General features: G+C 69.4%; 16 protein-coding genes and 1 pseudogene. 11 read left to right on the top strand and 6 right to left on the bottom strand.

Going from position 1 to position 20,117, the window contains the following annotated elements:
- The first annotated feature begins 47 nt into the window (after positions 1–47).
- The 3 genes from BLU81_RS29805 to BLU81_RS29795 all read left to right on the top strand — a co-directional run bounded on the left by BLU81_RS29805 (position 48) and on the right by BLU81_RS29795 (position 3,012).
- The gene (locus tag BLU81_RS29805) at positions 48–995 is read left to right on the top strand and encodes an NUDIX hydrolase (RefSeq protein ID WP_092548589.1); all 948 of its coding nucleotides are present in this window, start codon (positions 48–50) and stop codon (positions 993–995) included.
- A 5-nt stretch (positions 996–1,000) separates the two neighbouring features.
- Positions 1,001–1,882 (top strand): NUDIX domain-containing protein, encoded by an 882-nt coding sequence (locus tag BLU81_RS29800; RefSeq protein WP_092557837.1) that lies wholly within the window; start codon positions 1,001–1,003, stop codon positions 1,880–1,882.
- A 167-nt stretch (positions 1,883–2,049) separates the two neighbouring features.
- Positions 2,050–3,012 (top strand): CDP-alcohol phosphatidyltransferase family protein, encoded by a 963-nt coding sequence (locus tag BLU81_RS29795; RefSeq protein WP_373873263.1) that lies wholly within the window; start codon positions 2,050–2,052, stop codon positions 3,010–3,012.
- A 554-nt stretch (positions 3,013–3,566) separates the two neighbouring features.
- Here BLU81_RS29795 and BLU81_RS29790 read toward each other — a convergent pair.
- Genes BLU81_RS29790 through BLU81_RS29780 form a run of 3 tightly spaced genes read right to left on the bottom strand, consistent with a single transcriptional unit; the run spans position 3,567 to position 6,523 of the window.
- Complete coding sequence (locus BLU81_RS29790) at positions 3,567–4,814, bottom strand: phosphatidylserine decarboxylase (RefSeq protein ID WP_092548586.1); 1,248 nt, start codon at positions 4,812–4,814, stop codon at positions 3,567–3,569.
- 60 nt (positions 4,815–4,874) lie between these two features.
- Positions 4,875–5,204, bottom strand: coding sequence for a hypothetical protein (locus BLU81_RS29785; protein WP_092548583.1), 330 nt, complete (start codon positions 5,202–5,204; stop codon positions 4,875–4,877).
- The gene (locus tag BLU81_RS29780; RefSeq protein ID WP_092548580.1) at positions 5,201–6,523 is read right to left on the bottom strand and encodes a PspC domain-containing protein; all 1,323 of its coding nucleotides are present in this window, start codon (positions 6,521–6,523) and stop codon (positions 5,201–5,203) included. The genes BLU81_RS29785 and BLU81_RS29780 overlap by 4 nt, the downstream gene beginning before the upstream one ends.
- A gap of 134 nt (positions 6,524–6,657) precedes the next feature.
- Between BLU81_RS29780 and BLU81_RS29775 the strand changes: the two genes are divergently transcribed.
- From BLU81_RS29775 to BLU81_RS29745, 7 genes are all read left to right on the top strand, one after another.
- Complete coding sequence (locus BLU81_RS29775; protein WP_092548578.1) at positions 6,658–7,920, top strand: ATP-binding protein; 1,263 nt, start codon at positions 6,658–6,660, stop codon at positions 7,918–7,920.
- Positions 7,917–8,585, top strand: coding sequence for a response regulator (locus tag BLU81_RS29770; RefSeq protein WP_092548575.1), 669 nt, complete (start codon positions 7,917–7,919; stop codon positions 8,583–8,585). Before BLU81_RS29775 ends, BLU81_RS29770 begins: the two co-directional genes overlap by 4 nt.
- Positions 8,586–8,808: 223 nt before the next feature.
- Positions 8,809–10,443, top strand: a complete 1,635-nt coding sequence (locus BLU81_RS29765; RefSeq protein ID WP_092548572.1) for a peptide ABC transporter substrate-binding protein — start codon at positions 8,809–8,811, stop codon at positions 10,441–10,443.
- Between the two features lie 103 nt (positions 10,444–10,546).
- The gene (locus BLU81_RS29760) at positions 10,547–11,473 is read left to right on the top strand and encodes an ABC transporter permease (protein ID WP_092548569.1); all 927 of its coding nucleotides are present in this window, start codon (positions 10,547–10,549) and stop codon (positions 11,471–11,473) included.
- A complete protein-coding gene (locus BLU81_RS29755) occupies positions 11,466–12,362 on the top strand; it encodes an ABC transporter permease (protein ID WP_092548566.1) in 897 nt (298 codons plus the stop codon). The genes BLU81_RS29760 and BLU81_RS29755 overlap by 8 nt, the downstream gene beginning before the upstream one ends.
- An 8-nt stretch (positions 12,363–12,370) precedes the next feature.
- Positions 12,371–13,402 carry an ABC transporter ATP-binding protein gene (locus tag BLU81_RS29750; RefSeq protein WP_092548563.1) on the top strand — a complete coding sequence of 344 codons (1,032 nt, stop codon included), beginning with the start codon at positions 12,371–12,373 and terminating at the stop codon, positions 13,400–13,402.
- Positions 13,395–14,381 carry an ABC transporter ATP-binding protein gene (locus BLU81_RS29745; protein ID WP_092548560.1) on the top strand — a complete coding sequence of 329 codons (987 nt, stop codon included), beginning with the start codon at positions 13,395–13,397 and terminating at the stop codon, positions 14,379–14,381. The genes BLU81_RS29750 and BLU81_RS29745 overlap by 8 nt, the downstream gene beginning before the upstream one ends.
- Positions 14,382–14,425: 44 nt before the next feature.
- Here BLU81_RS29745 and BLU81_RS29740 read toward each other — a convergent pair whose 3' ends face one another.
- Together BLU81_RS29740 and BLU81_RS29735 are read right to left on the bottom strand one after the other, a co-directional pair.
- Entirely contained in the window at positions 14,426–14,716 is a 291-nt protein-coding gene (locus BLU81_RS29740) for a chorismate mutase (protein WP_092548557.1), read from the bottom strand.
- 235 nt (positions 14,717–14,951) lie between these two features.
- Positions 14,952–16,760: a bifunctional metallophosphatase/5'-nucleotidase gene (locus BLU81_RS29735; RefSeq protein WP_092548555.1), complete on the bottom strand. Its 1,809-nt coding sequence runs from the start codon at positions 16,758–16,760 to the stop codon at positions 14,952–14,954.
- 86 nt (positions 16,761–16,846) lie between these two features.
- Here BLU81_RS29735 and pcrA point away from each other — a divergent pair, with 86 nt between their 5' ends.
- Entirely contained in the window at positions 16,847–19,273 is a 2,427-nt protein-coding gene (pcrA, locus tag BLU81_RS29730; RefSeq protein WP_231953579.1) for a DNA helicase PcrA, read from the top strand.
- A gap of 88 nt (positions 19,274–19,361) precedes the next feature.
- Here pcrA and BLU81_RS50940 read toward each other — a convergent pair.
- A pseudogene (locus tag BLU81_RS50940) lies at positions 19,362–19,652 on the bottom strand (M23 family metallopeptidase); the annotation flags it as partial.
- Between the last annotated feature and the right edge of the window lie 465 nt (positions 19,653–20,117).

Raw genomic sequence — 20,117 nt, 5'->3', positions numbered from 1 at the left:
GACAGAAGTTCTTGAGAGGTAACATATTCCGGGCAGAATGCCGTCCCGTGACCCCCGCACTGGAACCGCTCCGCAGGATCGCCGCCTACGCCGTCGCTCGTGACGACGAAGGCCGCGTCCTCCTGGTCCGGGCATCGTCCAAATCCGGTACTCCCGGAGTCTGGTCGCTGCCCGGCGGCGCCGTCGATCACGGCGAAGATCCCAACCACACCGTCGTCCGCGAGACCGCGGCGGAGACCGGGCTCTCCGTCGCAGTCACCGGACTGCATGACGTCCTGGCCGACATGCGCTCCATGCCGCACCGAGGTGTCACCATCCACACCGACCGGCTCGTCTACGAGGTCTCGGTGCGCGGTGGCAACCTGGTCGACCGGGTCGGCCGCCCCACCGACCTGGCCCGATGGCACACCCTGGAAGAGGCCGAGAAGCTGAAACTGCGGCCGTTCACCGCGGCCGCGCTCGGGCTCTCCCGCAACGCCGGCGACCTGCGACCCGAAGAGGCCCCGGTCTTCCCGTCGTTCTACGCCTACGAAGGTCCCGACGGACTGCACCGGGCCCAGCGGTTCGCGGCCTACGCGATCGCCACCGACCCGTACGACAACCTGCTGCTCACCCGGATCTCCGACGGCTACCCCGGAGCCGGCTGCTGGCACCTGCCCGGTGGCGGCACCGACTACGGCGAGCAGCCCGGCACCGCGCTGATCCGCGAACTCGTCGAGGAGACCGGGCAGGCCGGCCGCCTCCTCGAACTGCTCGGCGTGGCCAGCCACCGCGACGCCGCCTCCCTCGGACCGGAGGGCTACCCGATCGACTGGCACGGCGTCCGGGCGTTCTACCGGGTCGTGGTGGACCAGCCGACCGAGGTGATCATCCACGATGTCGGCGGCTCCACCTGCGAGGCGCGATGGATGCCGCTCAAGGAGGTCGCCGAACTCTCCGGCGAGCAGCTCACCGAGGTGACCGCCGATGCGTTGCGGGCGGCGAAGCTAATCTAGTGCCGGTGAAGATCAGGAGACGAGCGGCGGCGTACGGCGTCTGCCGCTCCACCGGCGGTCAGGTGCTGCTCACCCGCGGTTCGGCGGACTGCGCCTTCCCCGGAGTGTGGTCGCTGCCCGGCGGCGGCATCGACCAGGGCGAGCACCCGGCTGACACCGTCGTCCGGGAGTTCGCCGAGGAGACCGGCCTCGACGTGCGGATCACCGGCGTCCGAGCCGTCCTCGCCGACCTGGCCCGGCTCCCCGACGACTCGATCGAGCACACCGACAGGATCGTCTACGACGTCGAGGTCACCGGCGGCACCCTCCGCCCGGAGACCGCGGGCACCAGCGACCTCGCCGCATGGGCCGACCCGGCCGCACACCCGCTGCTGCCGTTCGCGGCCGGTGTGCTCGGCGTCCCGTTCGAGGCCGCCGTCATCGAGGGGCCCTTCGGGGAACCCGAGCGGCCCGCGCAGGTACAGCGGTTCGGCGCGTACGCGCTGGCCACCGACCCGGCCGGCCGCGTCATGCTGACCCTGATCGCTGACGGCTTCCCCGGCGCCGGACAGTGGCACCTGGCCGGTGGCGGCACCGACTTCGGCGAGACACCGGAGCAGGGCCTGGCCCGGGAACTGTACGAGGAGACGTCCCAGCTCGGCCGGATCACCGGACTGGCCGGGATCTCGCACAGTTACAACCCGTCCGCCGTCGGGCCCGAAGGCATACCACTCGACTGGCATGTGATTCGGGTCGTGTATCGGGTAAGTGTGGAGGAACCGGTTGCCGCGGCGGTCACAGAGGCGGCTGGTGGGTCCACCGCACGAGCCGCCTGGTTCACCGCCGACGAGGCACGCAACCTGCGTCTCACTGAAGTGGCGCGGGATGCACTGGCCCAGGCGGGCTAAAATCGTCGTACGGAAGGCCGAGGAGACATCCGACGAGCGGCGCCGGGAACGATACCGGCGTTCGGTTCGCCTCTCGCCAAGGCCGTCCGGCTGTGCGATGGTGTAACCCGCAATTTCGCTGGGCTCGTCAGACTCCGGCGGAACACCTAGCTCCATGGAGGAAGCACGTGCCGAGTTCCCCTTGGCGCCGGCGTCGAACGACGGATAGTCCTCGTCCTGCCGGGCGTCGTTGGGCAGGCCGGCTGCGCCGCGGCGGGTCCCTCGCGCGGCAAGCCCTGATGGTTCGGGTGGGCCGCCGCTCCGCCGAGACCGGCCGGGCCGCCACCGCGACCCGGGCCGAGGTGCTGCACGTCGGCGCCGACCCGGTGCGGGCCATCACGATCCCCGCCCCCGGCGTTCCGATGGACGCGACTGTCGCCGAGATCGACCCGGCGTCGGCTTCCATTCCCCTGCTGCCCGGTGAGCGCACCATGTCCCGCCGTGCGAGCTTCGCTCTCGTCAACGCCTGCACCCTGTCCAGCCTGGCCCTGGGCCTGCTGGCGATCTTCCTGGCGATGGACGGTCAGGTGCAGCTCGCCGCCGCCTGCCTGGTCGCCTGCGTCGTCTTCGACGGCCTCGACGGTGCCCTGGCCCGCAAGCTCGGGGTCGCCAGCCCGTTCGGCGCGCAGATGGACTCGCTGGCCGACATGTGCTCCTTCGGCCTGGCCACACCGGTCGTCGTCTACGCGTCTCTCGCCGGGGATGTCCCACCGGCCGCCGCCGCGATCGCGACCGCCCTGGTCGCCGGTTGCGCCGCCATCCGCCTGGCCCGCTTCAACGTCTCCCCGAAGGACGGCCGTTTCTTCTGCGGCGTCCCCACCACGATGACCGCCGCGGTCCTGGCGCTGATGGTGCTGATCGGCCTTCCGCTGCCCGGCATGGTGCAGCTGGCCGGTGTGACGCTGCTCGCTTTCGCGATGGTGTCCAGCTTCCCCTACGCCAAGCTGGCCCGCCTGATGAAGCTGCCGCCGTGGCTGTGGCTGCTCCCGATCGTCGGCGCCCTGATCGACCCGCGCATGACGTTCGTCCTGATCGTCGCGACGTACCTGGTCAGCGGCCCCGTCCTGTGGATGCGAGCCAAACGAGCCTGACCCCGCCCGACACAGGAAAGCCGCTTCTCTCCGGAGAGGCGGCTTTCTTTTTCTGGTACGCCCGCCCACAGCCCCGCCCCGACCCCGCGAGGCGTTCCCGCCGTCCAGGCCGCCCCGCGACCGCCGGGCCGAATGCGTCCCTCACCACACCCCTGCAGCGCGCCGGCCGCACGGTGACTCCAGGTGCGATGCGAGCCGCAACGCGGCACGCATAGGCGGTGCCGTGCTGTGTGGTGTGTTGGGGTGCGATGCGAGCCGCAACGCGGCACGCATAGGCGGTGCCGTTGCTGTGTGGTGTGTTGGGGTGCGAGATGAACCGCAACCTGCCACGCATGAAGGCTGGGGCTGCCTGGCGTGCGGCGGTTGATGGTGAGTGGTGGGGGGCTTTGGGGCTGGTGTGTGGTGGGGCTCAGCGGAGCTGAGCCCCACCACATCTCTACCTTGAGCACCGCATTCGGCCCGGCGGTCGCGGGGCGGTCCGGGGTGGGGACTACCTCGCGTGGTGGGTGCGGGGCTGTGGTGTGGCGTACCGGAAAAGGGGTTCTTCGGGTGGGTCAGTTTTTCCAGCGGGCGATCACCGTGGCGCCGCCGACTACTCGTTCGTCGACGCTGACCAGGGCTTCGGCCTTGTCGGCGGGGAGGTAGACGTCGGTGCGGGAGCCGAAGCGGATCAGGCCGTAACGCTCGCCCTTGGCCAGCAGGGTGCCGACGGGGGCCCGCTGGACGATGCGGCGGGCGATCAGGCCGGTGCGCTGGGCGACGACGACCGTGCCGTGTTCGGTGTCGAGGACCGTGTAGGCGGCCACGTTGTGTTCGGCGGCGGCGGTCGCGGCGTTGGCGTAGCCGCCTTCCTCGACGAAGTAGTCGGCCACCCGGCCGGCCACCGGGGCGCGGTTGACGTGCACGTCGAAGACGGACAGGAAGACCGCGATGCGCAGGAACTCGCCTTCGCCGAACCGCTCGTCGCGCAGCCGCTCGACCGACAGGACCTTGCCGTCCGCGGCGGCGATGACTGCCGACGGGTCGCCGGGGACGTCGCGTTCCGGGTCGCGGAAGAACGCGGCGACGGGGGCGGCGGCGAGGGCCGGCAGCAGCCACAGTTTCGACTTCGGCCGGGCCCGGCGGGCCAGGACGGCGAGGCCGAGCGCGATCCCGGCGGCGGCGACACCGTTGGAGTCGATGTGCATGGCGCGGGTCACCGGCACGCTCGACGTCCGGTAGGCGGGGGCCAGCGTGGTGGCGGCCGACACCTCGGCGGGGCTGAACCGCAGCTTGTGCACCCGCAGCGGCGGCTGGTTGCGGACCACCAGGTCGGAGCCGACACCGAAGAGCGCGCCCTGACGGAACAGCTCGGCGGCGGCGCCCTGGGTGCGGCCGGGGCCGGCCGGAACGGCGACGGAGAGCACGGCGCCGTCGGCGAGGTACTTGGTGAGCTGCTCGATCCGGGTGCGGGCCTCTTCGGCGGTGCCGGTCAGCGGCTCACCGACGATCAGCACGTCGGCGGGCTGGGCCTCGTCGAGGGACGCGACGACCTTCACCCGGTCGGCGACCCAGCTGCCCAGGCCGGTGATGTGGCCCCGGAGCAGGTCGGTGCTGCTGTCGGCACCGGGCACGAGGGTGAGGGTGTCGCCGGGCAACAGGGCCTCGACGGCGGCGGCCACCACAGCCGAGGCGTGGTCGGCGCCGACCAGCAGAGCGGACGTCGCCGCGTTCTGCCGGGCGAACTCGGCGGTCAGGGCGCGGGCGGCCCGGGCACCCACGCCGGGGACGGGCGCGACGGAAACACTCGGAAACGCGGTCATCTGTCGAGCATATTGCCCCGCCCGCCGGAGTCCGTCCCGCGGGCGGGGCAATCGGAGTGCTCAGTGTTCGCCGGGGTGCTCCCGGGTGAACTTCTCGGACGGGTCGTCCAGCAGTTCACGGACGATCGAGGCGTGCACCTCCGGCGGCAGGTCGCCGGGCGGCGGTTCGACGGTGGCGGCGGCCGGAATCGGGGCGGGCACCTCGCGGCGGCCCGAACGGATCGCCCCGAGCAGGCCGGCCACGCCGAAGAAGATCAGTCCGCCGGCCACGATCCAGCCCACCGCCGGGAGCTGCAGGGTGAACACCTGGGAGAGGGCCCACCAGAGAGCGACCAGCAGGAACAGCAGGCCGAAGCTGAGGGAGACACCGTCCATGCGATGCGGTTTCATCGGATCACCTCCAGGTTCCCGGCTTCCATCCGGATGTTGATCAGGAGTTTGCCGTCCTTCGTACCGGTGGCACCGGCGTCGGTCAGTTCGTGGTGCGAGCCGTCGTTGAACTCGTCACCGAAGAGCACCATCCGGCCGCCGTCGACACCGGCGTCGACGGTGGCGTCCACCGAGTCCGGTAGCAGCACCTTGAGCTGGCCCAGTTTCATGGTGACCGCGATGTCCTGGGTCTGACCGTCGAAGTCGACGGCCCGCAGGTCGAGGGTGACGTTGCCGGCGTTGAAGTCGTACTGATCGGCGACGGCGGTGAGGGTGGCCGGGCGGTAGACGCTCGGGGTCCAGTCCTGGCCGAAGCGTTCCAGGCCGGACGAGACGCCCAGGGCGAAGCTGAGGATCAGGGCGAGCGCGATCAGGCCCCGGGCCCGGCCGAACCAGGCGCCGACGAGCAGGCCGAGCGCGGTGGTCACCAGTGCCGCCGCGAAGTAGACCGAGATGCCGACGTCGGCGCCGCCCATGTCGATCGCCCCGACCAGGCCGGTCACCATCACGACCGCGAAGAACGTCAGCCGGCCGAGGATCGAGCGTTCCTTCGGCGGTTTCGGGGGCCTCGGCGGTTTCGGCGCGAACGGCGGTGGGGGCGGCGGGGTCGGCCCGGCGAACGGGCCGTGCGGGGCGAACGGCGGGGTGTACGCCGGAGGCGGGTTCATCGGTTCGCCGGCCGGTGCGGTCGTGGGCGGCGCCACGAACGCCACCGGCGGTTCCTCGGCCGGCGGCGTGGCACCGGGCGGCGGGGGCGGTGCCGGGGGTGCCGGAAACGACGGTGTCCCGCCCCGTTTGATCAGCAGGAACGCGCCCAGGACCACGGCTGCGGCGAGCATGCTGGCCCGGGCGCCGGAGTTGACGATGAAGGCGAACGTCAGCAGGGCGCCGCTGCCGAGCAGCACCACCGAGAGCGGCGCCATGCCGGACTGGCCCTTGCCGAGCAGGGACTCGACCGGTGAGGCGCTGTCGCCCTCGGACGGGATGATCAGCCAGCCGATGAGATAGAGCAGGACACCGGTGCCACCGAGGACACCGAGCACGGCGAGCAGCACTCGCCACAGCACCGGGTCGGTGTTGGTCGCCCGGGCGATGGCGCCGCAGACACCTGCCACATAGCGCCCCCGCTGGGGGCGGACCAGTTGCTGACGGTCCCAGGCCGCGGAGGCCGCCGAGACCCAGGGCGGCACGTTGGAGCCGGGCGGGAAGCCGCCGGGCTGCTGGTCGGAAGGTGCCTGGTCGCCCTTCACGGGACCGGCACCGGGCGCTTGGTCGTTCATGCCTTCGATCCTGCTCGCGCCCGGACCCGAGCCGCTTCCGGAACCGACCCTGAGGCCACCCTGAGATATCCGGCCCCCGAGACCGGGGGGCTTTCCCCGTGGCCGGGGACCGCCGCACGTGTGACGATCGAAGGGTGACCACCGCTGCCGTACCACAAGCGCGCCGCCTGTACCGGCCCCGCGACCAGCGCATCGTCGCCGGCGTCGCGACCGGTCTGGCGCGTCACCTCGGCATCCCGGTGCTGGCCGTCCGCATCACGCTCGTCGTCCTGCTCGGTTTCAACGCCCTGGGCCTGTTGCTCTATGCGGCCTACTGGGCGGTGCTGCCCCAGGAGACACGGGCCGACGAACAGGAGCCGGCCAGCCGCGACCTGGGTGCCCTGATGCCGTTCGCGGCCATCGGCATGGGCGTGATCCTGCTGCAGGCCCTGGTCTTCGAGGATCAGGTGGCCACCACGGCCGGCTGGATGATCGCGGTGATCGCGGTCGGCGCCGGGGTGATCTGGCACCAGTCCGACCCGACCCGCCGTGACCTGCGCTCGGAGAACCTCGCGGCCACCCCGTGGTTCACCGCGATGGTGTCGGAGAACGACCGGCGATCCTTCCTGTTCCGGTTCATCGGCGGCGGCATCCTGGTCGCGGTCGGCATCATCGGCGTGGTCGCGGTCTATTCGCCGTCGGAGTCGATCGGTGCGGTGTTCAACGGGGTGATCTTCGCGTTCGTCGGCCTGCTCGGTGTCGGTGTGGTGGTCGCCCCGCTGGTCTGGCGCACCTTCGGGCAGTTGCGGGCCGAGCGGGAGGGCCGCATCCGCGAGCAGGAGCGGGCCGAGCTGGCCGCGATGATCCACGACCAGGTGCTGCACACCCTGGCTCTGATCCAGCGCAACTCCACCGACATCAAGGAGGTGCAGCGCCTGGCCCGCGGGCAGGAGCGCAGCCTCCGCAACTGGCTCTACCGGCCGACCGGCTCCCCGACCGAGCGGTTCGCCGCCGCGCTGGAGCAGGCCGCGGCCGAGGTGGAGGACACCTACGCGATCACCGTGGAGACCGTCGTGGTGGGCGACACCCGATGCGACGAGAAGGTGGCGGCACTCGTCGCGGCGGCCCGGGAGGCCTTGGTCAACGCGGCCCGGCATGCCGGGGTGCAGACGGTTTCGCTCTATGCCGAGGTGGAGGAGGATGAGTTGAGCGTCTTCGTCCGGGACCGCGGCGCGGGCTTCGAGATCAGCGGCGTGGCGGAGAGCCGGCACGGGGTCCGGGGGTCGATCATCGGGCGGATGCAGCGCCATGGTGGGCGCGCCGAGATCCGGAGTGCCCCCGGTGACGGTACGGAGGTGCGGCTCATGCTTCCCGTGGCGCGGGAGAGCGTGACCGCCGGTAAGGAGTCTGTGCGATGACCGAGCCCGTTATCGAGCCGGAGGCCCGGCGACTGAACGTCTTCCTGGTCGACGACCACGCGATGTTCCGCGCCGGGGTGCGTGCCGAGCTGGGCGCCCACGTCGACGTGGTGGGGGAGGCGAGCAGCGTGAGCGAGGCGATCAGCCGGATCGCCGCGGTGCAGCCCGACGTGGTCCTGCTCGACGTGCACATGCCGGACGGCGGTGGCCGTGCCGTGCTGGAATCGGTGCGCCGCAGTCATCCACAGGTCAAGTTCCTGGCGCTGTCGGTGTCGGACGCCGCAGAGGACGTGATCGGTCTGATCCGGGCCGGCGCCCGCGGTTATGTGACGAAGACGATCTCGCCGGACGAGCTGGCCGACGCGGTGCGCCGGGTGGCCGACGGCGACGCGGTCTTCAGCCCGCGGCTGGCCGGTTTTGTGCTCGACGCGTTCGCCTCGCGGCCCGATGTGCCGGTGGCCGACCCGGAGCTGGATCAGCTCACCAACCGCGAGCGGGAGGTGCTACGGCTGCTGGCGCGGGGTTACGCATACAAGGAGATCGCTAAAGAGCTGTACATCTCCATCAAAACCGTGGAGACGCACGTCTCAAATGTGTTGCGCAAATTGCAGATGAGTAACCGTTACGAACTGTCACGATGGGCCGCCGATCGGCGTCTTGTCTGACCCCTCAGTCTCGATCCGGCAAAGCCATTCGGCTAGGCTGCGCTCCGTACTGTTATCAGAGCCCCTTGGAGTTTTCCCAGCTCAGAAGCGACGAAAACGACTTGTTCCGGCTTAAGCGGCTAATATCGGCTTGATAACGGGGCTCCGGGTTTTCGTGTCTCTGTGTCACAGTGGCAGCTACTCACACACCCCCTCGTGAGCGCCCCTGAAGGAGGCACCCCCGATGCTCGGGAAACGCCCGTGGAAGTTGGCGGCCGGACTGGCCGCCTTCTCCCTGTTGATCGCCGGTTGTGGCGGCGGTGACTCGGACGACGAGGCCGCCAACTCCAACACGGTCGTGATCGGTCTATCCGAGCCGTCGGACCTCCTGCCCACGAATGTCACGGACGTCAACGGCACGACGGTGCTGAGTTCGCTGTTCTACCCGCTCGTCGAGTTCAACTCCCGCAAGGAGCCGGTCGAGGTCGCCGCCGAGTCGATCAAACCGAGCGTGAACAACCGGGTCTGGACGATCAAGCTGAAGCCGGGCTTCACCTTCCACAACGGCGAGCCGGTCACCGCGCAGAACTACATCGACTCGTGGAACTACGGCGCGTACGGGCCCAACGCCCAGACCGGCAGCTTCTTCTTCGAGCGCATCGCCGGCTACGCGGCCCTGAACCCGGAGGACCCGGACAAGGACGGCCCGCTGAAGGCCGAGATCCCGAAGACGAACAAGCTCACCGGTCTGGTGAAGAAGGACGACCTGACGTTCCAGGTCACCCTCTCGGCGCCGTTCTCCAGCTTCAAGACGGTGCTCGCCTACTCGGTCTTCTACCCGCTGCCGAAGGCCGCGTTCGCCTCCGACGGAGTGATCGTCGAAGGCTTCTCGGAGCAGGTCATCGGTAACGGGCCCTTCAAGATGAAGGGCAAGTGGGAGCACGACAACCAGATCGTCGTGGAGAAGGTCGCTGACTTCAAGGGCAAGGTCCCGAAGATCGACGGCGTCACCTGGAAGATCTACCAGGACGAGCAGACCGAGTACGCGGACCTGGTCACCGGCAGCCTGGATGTGCAGACCAGCATCCCGATCGAGGCGCTGTCCAGCGCTCCCGCCGACCTCGGTGAGCGGTTCCAGCGGAGTGAGAACTCCGGCTTCGACGTGCTCGGTTTCCCGGTCTACGACTCCACGTGGAGCAACAAGGACGTCCGCAAGGCGATCTCGATGGCGATCAACCGGGACGAGATCGCGAACCAGATCTTCCTGGGTTCCCGGTCGCCGGCGCACTCCTTCGTCTCCCCGGTGGTCGCCGGTTTCCGCGAGGACAGCTGCGGTGAGGCCTGCCAGTACAGCCCGGCCAAGGCCAAGACGCTGTACAAGCAGGGCAGGGGCCCGTCCGAGATCAAGATCACCTACAACGTCGACGGTGGCCACAAGGCCTGGGTCGACGCCACGTGCAACCAGATCACCGCCGCGCTGGGTGTCACCTGCGTCGGTAACCCGGTGGCGAAGTTCGCCGACCTCCAGGCGATGGCTCGGGCCAAGGAACCGATCGGCATGTTCCGGCTGAGCTGGTCGATGGACTACCCGCTGATGGAGAACTACCTCGGCCCGCTGTACAGCTCCAACGGCTCGTCGAACTTCTCCGGTTTCTCCGACGCCAGGTTCGACGCCCTGGTGAAGCAGGGTTCGGCGGCGTCCACGCCGGCGGCCGCGATCAAGAAGTGGCAGCAGGCCGAGGACATCCTGGTCGACGAGATGCCGTTCATCCCGCTGCGCTTCTCGAACAACGTCTACGGATACTCGGAGAGGGTCCAGAACGTCGAGATCGACCTGTTCATGAAGGTGAACCTGTACGAGATCGAAACGATCGCCTGATCTGATCGCTCGAACAGTGGTGGCGTCACGGGAGCAGACAACCGTGGCGCCACTACTGTGTTGTCGTTCCACTGATCTCCGTCGCCGAAGAGGCTGAAGCCGAATGTTCCGCTACATCGTGCGGCGCTTACTACAGATGATCCTGACCTTCTTCGGGGCCACCTTCGTAGTCTTCGCGCTGATGTTCGCCAATCAGAACGACCCCATCCAGGCGCTGGCGGGCGAGAAACCGGTCACCGACAGCGTGCGTGCCGTGCTGACCGAGCGCTACCACCTGGACGACAGCTTCCTGGTCCAGTACGGGTACTACATGAAAGGCCTGCTCACCGGTGACCTGGGCCGGTCGATGACCGGCCGGGAGATCTCCGACATGCTCGTCGGGGCGTGGCCGGTGACCCTGCGGCTGGCACTGCTGGCCATCGTGATCGCGGCCCTGATCGCCGTCACCGCCGGCGTCTGGTCGGCGATCCGGCGCGGCGGACTCTTCGACAACGGCACCCTGCTGATGACCCTGCTGCTGCTGGCCATGCCGATCGTGGTGCTCGCCCCGGTGGCCCAGCTGGTCTTCGCCATGGAACTGCGCTGGTTCCCGGCGACCACGACGAAGGACGCCACCCTCTACGCGCTGCTGCTGCCGGCCATCGTGCTCGCCACCACGGTGGTCGCCACCCAGCTGCGGGTGACCCGTACGTCCGTGGTGGAGAACCTCCGGGCCGACTACGTGCGGACCGCCCGCGCCAAGGGCCTGTCCGCACGCCGGGTCACCTGGGTGCACGTGCTGCGCAACTCGCTGATCCCGGTGATCACCCTGATCGGTGTCGACCTGGGCAGCCTGATGTCCGGCGCGATCGTCACCGAGGAGGTCTTCAACATCCCCGGCGTCGGTTTCAACCTGGCCCGTGGCATCCGCACCGAGGACGGGCCGCTGGTGGTCGGATTCGTCAGCGTCCTCGTCATCGTCTTCCTGGTCGTGAACCTCGTCGTCGACCTGCTCTACGCCGCCCTCGACCCCAGGATCCGCTATGAGTGACCCCGCCCTGATCGTCGCGGCCGAGGCCCCCGTGAAGACCCGCAGCCTGGCCGGTGACGCCTGGGCCGACCTGCGCCGCAACAAGATCTTCTGGGTGTCCGGCGTGCTGGTCGTCCTGATCCTGCTGATGGCGGCCGTCCCGTCGCTGTTCACGTCGGCCGACCCCGCCTCGTGCGCGCTGTCCAACCAGCACAAGGCCCCCAGCGGTGGCGCCTGGTTCGGATACGACTTCCAGGGTTGCGACGTCTTCGCCCGAACCGTGTACGGCACCCGCAACTCGATCGAGGTGGGGATCCTCTCCACGCTGCTCGCCGGGGTGCTCGGCCTGCTCTTCGGCCTGTCCGCCGGCTACTACGGCGGCATCGTCGACGCGGTGCTGTCCCGGCTGACCGACATCATGCTCGGCGTTCCGTTCCTGCTCGGCGCGGTGGTCTTCTCCGGCCGCCTCTCCGGAGCCGGCGACAACGGCGTGACCGCGGTGACCATCACCCTGGGTGTGCTGACCTGGACCGCGGCGGCCCGGGTGATGCGGTCCGCGGTGATCACGTCGAAGAGCCAGGACTACGTGGCGGCGGCCCGGATGCTGGGCGCCGGCCCGCTCCGGCTGATGTTCCGGCACATCCTGCCGAACTCGATCGCCTCGTTCATCGTGGTCCTCACCATCCTGCTGGGCACCAACATCGCCGCTGAGGCGACCCTCTCCTACCTCGGAGTCGGGCTCAGGGGCGATGCCGTCAGCTGGGGCCTGCAGATCGCCGAGGCCCAGGACTACGCCCGGATCGCGGCGCACCCGCTGGTCTGGCCGTCCGTCTTCCTCGCGGCCACCGTGCTGGCCTTCATCATGCTGGGCGACGCCATCCGCGACGCCTTCGACCCGAAGTTGCGGTGACCCGACCGATGACTGACATCACAGCGCAGGTGGACGTTCTGCCGGGACTCGACCCGCGGGCGCCCCTGCTGCAGATCAACGACCTGCACGTCGAGTTCCGCACCCGTGACGGCGTCGCGAAGGCCGTCAACGGGGCGAGTTTCGTGCTGAACCCCGGCGAGACCCTGGCGATCCTGGGCGAGTCGGGCTGCGGCAAGTCGGTGACCGCTCAGGCGGTCATGGGCATTCTGGAGAGCCCACCCGGTTACATCACCCGGGGCGAGGTCCGGTACCGCGGCGTCGACCTGCTGAAGCTGCCGGAGAGACAACGCCGGAAGGTACGTGCCAACAAGATCGCGATGATCTTCCAGGACGCCCTCTCCGCATTGAATCCGGTCTACTCCGTCGGTTTCCAGCTCGCCGAACTGTTCCGGGTGCACCGGGGGATGTCCCGCGGCGATGCCAAGAACCGGGCGATCGAACTCCTCGACCAGGTCCGGATCCCGGGAGCACGGAGCCGGGTCGGCGACTACCCGCACCAGTTCTCCGGCGGCATGCGGCAGCGCGTCATGATCGCGATGGCGCTGGCCCTCGACCCCGAGGTACTGATCGCCGACGAGCCCACCACCGCGCTCGACGTCACCGTCCAGGCACAGATCATGGGCCTGCTCGCCGAACTCCAGCGCGAACGCAACATGGGCCTCATCCTGATCACCCACGACATGGGTGTGGTCGCCGACGTCGCCGACCGGATCTCGGTCATGTACGCCGGCCGGGTCGTCGAGGAGGCGCCGGTGTACGACATCTACGCCCGACCCGGTCACCCGTACACCCGGGCGCTCCTCGAATCCATCCCGCGCCTCGACCTCAAAGGCCAGCAGCTCAGCGTGATCCACGGCCTGCCGCCGACACTGACCGACATCCCGGCCGGCTGCGCCTTCCACCCCCGGTGCCGGTACGCCAAGGACCCGTGCCGTCAGGACCCGGCACCCCCGGCGTACTCGATCGCACCGCACCGCACCGCCCGCTGCCACTTCTCCCGGGAGGTCCTCGGTGAGTGACGTCGTCCTCGAGACCAGAGGTCTGGTCAAACACTTCGCGGCCAAGGGCCGGAGCAAGGACGGCGCGGTCCGGGCGGTCGACGGCGTGGACCTGCAATTACGGCGCGGCGAGACCCTCGGCGTGGTCGGCGAATCCGGCTGCGGCAAGTCGACCCTGGCCAAACTGCTAGTCGGGCTGGAGAAGCCGACAGCCGGGTCGATCGAGGTACGGGGCCAGGACATGCTCCGGCTCAAAGGCGGCGAACTGCGCCGGGCCCGCCGCAACATCCAGATGGTGATGCAGGACCCGTACACGTCACTCAACCCGCGGATGACCGTCGGTGACATCATCGGGGAACCGTTCGAGATCCACCCCGAAGCGGTGCCGAAAGGCAAACGGCGGCACGCCGTGCAGGACCTGATCGACACCGTCGGCCTGAACCCGGACCACGCCAACCGGTACCCGCACCAGTTCTCCGGCGGGCAACGCCAGCGCATCGGCATCGCCCGGGCCCTGGCCCTCAAACCGGAGATCATCGTTTGTGACGAGCCGGTGTCGGCGCTCGACGTGTCGATCCAGGCCCAGGTGATCAACCTGCTGGAACGGCTGCAGGACGACTTCGGGCTGTCCTACATCTTCATCGCGCACGACCTGTCGGTGGTCCGGCACATCTCCGACCGGGTGGCCGTCATGTACCTCGGCAAGATCGTCGAACAGGGCCATGACGTGGCGATCTACGACCAGCCGACCCACCCGTACACCCAGGCCCTGCTCTCCGCCGTGCCCGTGCCGGACCCGCGCCTGCGGGGCCACCGCGACCAGATCGTCCTGGAGGGCGACGTCCCGTCGCCGGCCGACCCGCCGTCCGGTTGCCGGTTCCGCACCCGCTGCTGGAAGGCACAGCACGTCTGCGGCGAACAGGAGCCGATCCTGCAGATCCGGGAACGGTCACCGCATCCGAGCGCCTGCCACTTCGCGGAGATCCGCCGCATCCGCTGAGGTCTCCCGAGGGGCCTTCCAGCGTTGGAAAGCCCCCCGGGAGCTCAGAGTGGGCCCCGGCCGGAACGCAGCAGCAGCAACGCGACCTGGGTGCCGTCCGGGCCGAGCGCCTCCCGGAAATGTTCGATGATCTCCCGCTCCCGGGCCAGCACCAGACGCGTACCACCGCTGGCCATCCGGGTCTTGCCGACCTCCTGGGAGAGCGCTGACCGCTCCAGCCAGAGATCGATCAGAGTCTTGTCGATCTCGTTGATGCGCTCGCGGATGCCGCGGATCTTTGCCGCGGCCGCGTCCTCACCGGCGCCGGTGGTCTGGTCCATCACGTCTGCGGTCATGTCGTGCTCCTCAGGTGCTGACGTCCCGGCCACCCCGGCCCGGACAGCATCAAGCCCCGAGCTGGAGAGCCCGGGGCTTGGTGTAGGTCTGGGGTTCAGGCGCGACCTACGGCTGCCGGGGCTCCGGTGCCATAGGTAAAAAATCGCGCCTGCTGGATCACGAGCCGAGTATGCCCCCGCCTCGGACGGTCCCGCAAGGAAACCGCCCGAGTGTTGGGACGAAAGTCCGGCCTGATCAGGCCGTGGTGGAGATGCGGTTCGCCGGTCCGGGCGCGATCGGGCCGGTGGCGAGGTGCGCCACGAGCGCGTCCACGTCGAAGCCCGGCGCGGTCACCCGGCCGGTGCCCAGCGTCAGGTTGCTGAACCCGTCACCACCGTTGGCCAGGAAGTCGTTCGTGGTGACCAGATAGTTCGCCGCCGGGTCGACAGGTGTCCCGTTCAGGGCCAGGGCGCTGACCTTCGACCCGGCCGGGGCCGAGGCACTCCAGCTGTACGTCAGACCCGCCGACACCTGCAGGATCCGCTGCGTGGTCTGCCCACCGAAACCGGCGAACTGCTGCTCCAGCACGTTCTTGAGCTGGGCACCGGTGAAGGTCTGGGTGGCGAGCAGGTTGTTGAACGGCTGCACGGTGAACGCCTCGCCGTAGGTGACCTGCCCGTAGGCCTCACCGCCGGAGGACTGGTCGGCGTCCAGGTCGGCGCGGATGCCACCGGGGTTCATCAGGGCGATCTGCGCGCCGGTGTAGGCGAGTTGCGCGTCGGCGATCACGTCACCGAGCGGGCTCTCACCCGCCGCGGTGGTGGTCCGGCTGATGTCCGCGCTGATGCTGCCGACCAGCCGGTTCGCGATCGGCGCGACCGCCGTACGGTATTTGTCGGCCACCTTCTTGGCGGCGGCGTCCACAGTGGCCGGGTTCTTCAGGTAGGTGCCGGCCGCGTCGCGCTGCCAGCCACCGTTGCCGTCCGGGACGCCGTTCTCCACGATCACGTTCTTCGCGGTGATCGCGGCGAACTTCCCGGTCCGCTTGTCCAGCGTGTAGTCGATGTCGGTGACCAGCTGGCCGTTGCTGCCGGCACTGGTGACGACGGTGTCCGCCCCGGCGCTGTTCGGCAGCTTGCACGAGTAGAAGCGGTGCGTGTGCCCGGAGATCACCACACCGATCGCCGGGTCGAGACCGGCGACGATCGGCACCAGCGGGCCGGTGAAGCCGGTGCAGTCGGAGACCCCCGGCGTCGGGGTGACCGAGGCCTGCGAACCACCCTCGTGCAGTAGCAGCACCTGCGCTTTCACCCCGAAGGCCCGCAGCAGGTTGCTCCACTTGTTGGCGGTCACCACCTCGTCGGTGAAGGTGACGTTCGTGATCCCGGCCGGGTTGACGATGCCGGGCGTGCCTTCGAGCGTCATACCGATGAACCCGACCGGTACGCCGTTCACCCACCGGATGTCGATCGGCGGCAGAATCGGCAGCTTCGTCCTCTTGTCGATGGTGTTCGCCGCCAGATAGGTGAACTTCGCACCCCGGTACGGATCGCCGTCCTGGCATCCGTCGGCCGGGTGGCAGCCGCCCCGCTGAATCCGGATCAGCTCGGCCACCCCCTCGTCGAACTCGTGGTTGCCGACCGCACTGACCTGAAGCCCGATCTGGTTCATCAACTCGATCGTCGGCTCGTCGTGGAAGGCCGCGCTGACCAGCGGCGTCGCCCCGATCAGGTCACCGGCCCCGGCGGTGATCGTGTGCGGGCTCCCGGCCCGCAGCTTCGTCAAGGCGGTGGCCAGGTACTCCACCCCACCGGCCGGCGTGCTGGTGCCGCCGGCGTTGACCACCGCGCCGCTGCCGGTCGGTGGGTCGATCGCGCCGTGGAAGTCGTTGTAACTGAGGATCTGGCCCTGGACCGTGGCGCCCCCGAAGGTGCCGACTGACGCGGTTACCGGGGCGAACTCGGCCGGCGGCGCGGCCGCCGCACCCGGTGCCGAGGGTATGAAGGCGACCGTGGCCAGTACGGCCACCGACATGACGATGCGCTTTCGCTGGGAAAGAGGCATGGCCCACACATTAATCGTCGGGCGTGGATGAAGGTGCTGGTCGGCGGAATAAAGCTGTCGGGGGGTCGGCATACACTGGCTCGGCGATGCGACCTACCTCAGAACCTTCCGACGCCCTGTTCTCCCTCCCGCCGGTGCGGGTGCCGGAGACACCACGGCCGGCGCCCCGCCGGCTCGACCCGGAGTCGCTGCTGACCGGCCTGAACGGCCCGCAGCGAGACGCGGTCACGCACTCCGGGGGGCCGCTGCTGATCGTGGCCGGCGCCGGTTCGGGCAAGACCCGGGTGCTGACCCACCGGATCGCCTACCTGCTGGCCGAGCGGGACGTGCATCCCGGCGAGATCATCGCCATCACGTTCACCAACAAGGCCGCCGGTGAGATGAAGGAGCGGGTCTCCCAGCTGGTCGGGCCGCGCGCCCGGCTGATGTGGGTGTCGACGTTCCACTCGGCATGCGTTCGCATCCTGCGCGCCGAGCACGAGCACACCGGGTTGAAGAGCACCTTCTCCATCTACGACGCCGACGACTCGCGTCGCCTGATGACGCTGGTGGCCCGCGAGCTGGACCTGGACCCGAAGCGGTACACCGCTCGCAGCCTCGCCGCCCAGGTGTCGAACCTGAAGAACGAGCTGGTCGAGCCGGAGGAGTTCAAAGCCAATGCGAAGGGTCCCAACGAGCGGGCCGTCGCCGAGGCGTACGAGCTGTACCAGCGCCGGCTCCGCGAGGCTCACGCCCTGGACTTCGACGACATCATCATGACCGTGGTGCACCTGTTCCAGGCGAATCCGCTGATCGCCGAGACGTACCGCCGCCGGTTCCGGCACGTCATGGTCGACGAGTACCAGGACACCAACCACGCGCAGTACACGCTGATCCGCGAGCTGGTCGGGGTGCCCGGCGGCGAGGTCGAGCCGAGCGAACTGTGCGTGGTCGGTGACGCCGACCAGTCGATCTACGCGTTCCGCGGCGCCACCATCCGCAACATCCTGGAGTTCGAGCGGGACTACCCGCAGGCCCGGACCATCCTGCTGGAGCAGAACTACCGCTCCACCCAGACCATCCTCAGCGCCGCCAACGCGGTCATCGACCGCAACACCTCCCGCAAACCCAAGCGGCTCTGGAGCGATCAGGGGCCGGGCGAGCAGATCGTCGGCTACGTGGCCGACACCGAGCACGCCGAGGCCGACTGGGTGGCCCGCGAGATCGACCGGCTCACCGACAACCACGACGTGCGGCCCGGCGACGTGGCCGTCTTCTACCGGACGAACGCGCAGTCCCGAGTGTTCGAGGAGGTGTTCATCCGCGTCGGCCTGCCGTACAAGGTGGTCGGTGGGGTGCGCTTCTACGAGCGCAAGGAGGTCCGCGACGCGCTGGGCTACCTGCGTGCCATCGTGAACGACGACGACACCGTCAGCATCCGCCGGGTGCTGAACACCCCGAAACGGGGCATCGGCGACCGGGCCGAGGCGTGTGTCGAGGCACTGTCCAACCGGGACCGGGTCTCGTTCGGGCAGGCGCTGCGCCGGGCCAAGGACGCGCCGGGCATCTCCACCCGGGCGGTCAACAGCATCACCGACTTCGTACAGCTTCTCGACGACCTGCGGGTGCTGGCCCTGACCGCCCCACCGGAAGAGGTCCTCGAGGCGGTGCTGCAGCGGTCCGGTCTGCTCGGCGAGCTGGAGGAGAGCCTGGACCCGCAGGACCAGGGCCGGGTGGAGAACCTGCAGGAGCTGGTCAGCGTCGCCCGGGAGTACACCGAGCGGGTCGAGTCATTGGCTGAGGAAGGGGAGGAGCAGGTCGCCACGCTGGCCGGGTTCCTCGAGCAGGTGGCGCTGGTCGCCGACGCCGATCAGCTTCCCGACGACGATCCGGACAATCAGGGTGTGGTCACGTTGATGACCCTGCACACCGCCAAGGGCCTGGAGTTCCCGGTGGTGTTCCTGAGCGGCCTGGAGGACGGCGTCTTCCCGCACATGCGGGCACTCGGCGACAACTCCGAGCTGGAGGAGGAACGGCGGCTGGCGTACGTGGGGATCACCCGGGCCCGGCAGCGGCTCTACCTGTCCCGGGCGGTGACCCGGTCGGCGTGGGGCCAGCCGCAGTACAACCCGCCCTCCCGGTTCACCGACGAACTGCCGCCCGAACTGGTCCGGTGGGAACGCACCGGCGGGTCGTACACCTCCTGGTCCGGCACCGGCGGCGGAGTCGGTGGCCGCGGTGGTCACGGCGGCGGTGGCGGTGACCGGCAACGCGGCGGAGGCTTCGCCGGGGGTACACCCAAGGCTCAGCGCATCGCCGATCGCCTCGGCATCGACGCCAGCAAGCTCACGACCGCGAGCGAGATGAAACAGGCGCCGAAGGTGGATCCCGGTGATCGGGTGAACCATCAGCGCTACGGTCTGGGCCGGGTGCTGGCGGTGGAGGGGCAGGGGCCGGGGACGCGGGTCCAGATCGACTTCGGCGATCAGACGATGTGGTTGATCCTCCGTCATGCCCCGATCGAGAAGCTGTAGGAGCAGCGATCGCGCAGCCGGGGATCGGTACTCCGTGCGCGCGCATCCACGCGGTCGGCTCGACCGGGTTCTGGAAGTGGCCCTGATGCACCTCGAAGTGCAGATGGGGTCCGGTCGAGTGCCCGGTCGACCCTTCCGCACCGATCACCTGGCCGGCTGACACCCGCTGTCCGATCTGGACCGTGATCACCGCCAGGTGACCGTAATGGGTCAGCCAGCCGTCGCGGTGGTCGATCAGGATCGCGTTGCCGTAACCGCCGTTCGGCCCGGCGGAGACCACCACCCCGGCACCGGCGGCCCGGATCGGGGTGCCGGGCGGGGCGGCCAGGTCGATACCGGCGTGCAAGCGTCCCCAGCGCTGACCGAAGCAGGACGTCATCTGTGCGGTGGGGTTCGGATGCACCCACTGGGCTGCGGGTGACCGGGCCGCTCGAGACCGGGGTGCTGCCGGTAGCGGCCGGGCCCTGAGCCGGACCCGGGCGGCGACCGGACGGTTCGCTCCCGCGTTTTCGGGGATCGGGTCGAGCCGGGGGTACCACTTGCCGGGTGCCTCGTCGCCGGCTGGCGGGACGATCGGCAGGGTCGCGGGTGCGTGGGCGGCCGTCGGCAGGTTGGGTCTGCTGTCGCGGGCGCTGCCGATCGGGGAGGCCGACGCGGCGACACTGCCGATACCGGCGGCCATAGCCGCGCACAGGACGGTCAGCGAGATCAGGGAACTGCTCGGGAGCGGCGGGTTCGTGCGCCGGTGTCTGCCTACGCGGCGGGAAGAGGACTGCTGCCGCACGCTGACTGCTCCCTCCCGGCCGGGGGCGACTGGTGCTGTCACCTAACCTGTCGGCGGGCG

This window comes from Actinoplanes derwentensis (genome assembly GCF_900104725.1).
In the GTDB taxonomy this organism is placed as follows: domain Bacteria; phylum Actinomycetota; class Actinomycetes; order Mycobacteriales; family Micromonosporaceae; genus Actinoplanes; species Actinoplanes derwentensis.
This window is presented reverse-complemented; position numbering and strand designations above follow the sequence as displayed.

Excerpts from the sequence above, each read along its gene's own strand:
- BLU81_RS29790 (WP_092548586.1), bottom strand. The coding sequence starts at position 4,814 with ATGACCGCGTTTCCGAGTGTTTCCGTCGCGCCCGTCCCCGGCGTGGGT.
- BLU81_RS29785 (WP_092548583.1), bottom strand. The coding sequence starts at position 5,204 with ATGAAACCGCATCGCATGGACGGTGTCTCCCTCAGCTTCGGCCTGCTG.
- BLU81_RS29780 (WP_092548580.1), bottom strand. The coding sequence starts at position 6,523 with ATGAACGACCAAGCGCCCGGTGCCGGTCCCGTGAAGGGCGACCAGGCA.
- BLU81_RS29770 (WP_092548575.1), top strand. The coding sequence starts at position 7,917 with ATGACCGAGCCCGTTATCGAGCCGGAGGCCCGGCGACTGAACGTCTTC.
- BLU81_RS29765 (WP_092548572.1), top strand. The coding sequence starts at position 8,809 with ATGCTCGGGAAACGCCCGTGGAAGTTGGCGGCCGGACTGGCCGCCTTC.
- BLU81_RS29760 (WP_092548569.1), top strand. The coding sequence starts at position 10,547 with ATGTTCCGCTACATCGTGCGGCGCTTACTACAGATGATCCTGACCTTC.
- BLU81_RS29755 (WP_092548566.1), top strand. The coding sequence starts at position 11,466 with ATGAGTGACCCCGCCCTGATCGTCGCGGCCGAGGCCCCCGTGAAGACC.
- BLU81_RS29750 (WP_092548563.1), top strand. The coding sequence starts at position 12,371 with ATGACTGACATCACAGCGCAGGTGGACGTTCTGCCGGGACTCGACCCG.
- BLU81_RS29740 (WP_092548557.1), bottom strand. The coding sequence starts at position 14,716 with ATGACCGCAGACGTGATGGACCAGACCACCGGCGCCGGTGAGGACGCG.
- BLU81_RS29735 (WP_092548555.1), bottom strand. The coding sequence starts at position 16,760 with ATGCCTCTTTCCCAGCGAAAGCGCATCGTCATGTCGGTGGCCGTACTG.
- pcrA (WP_231953579.1), top strand. The coding sequence starts at position 16,847 with ATGCGACCTACCTCAGAACCTTCCGACGCCCTGTTCTCCCTCCCGCCG.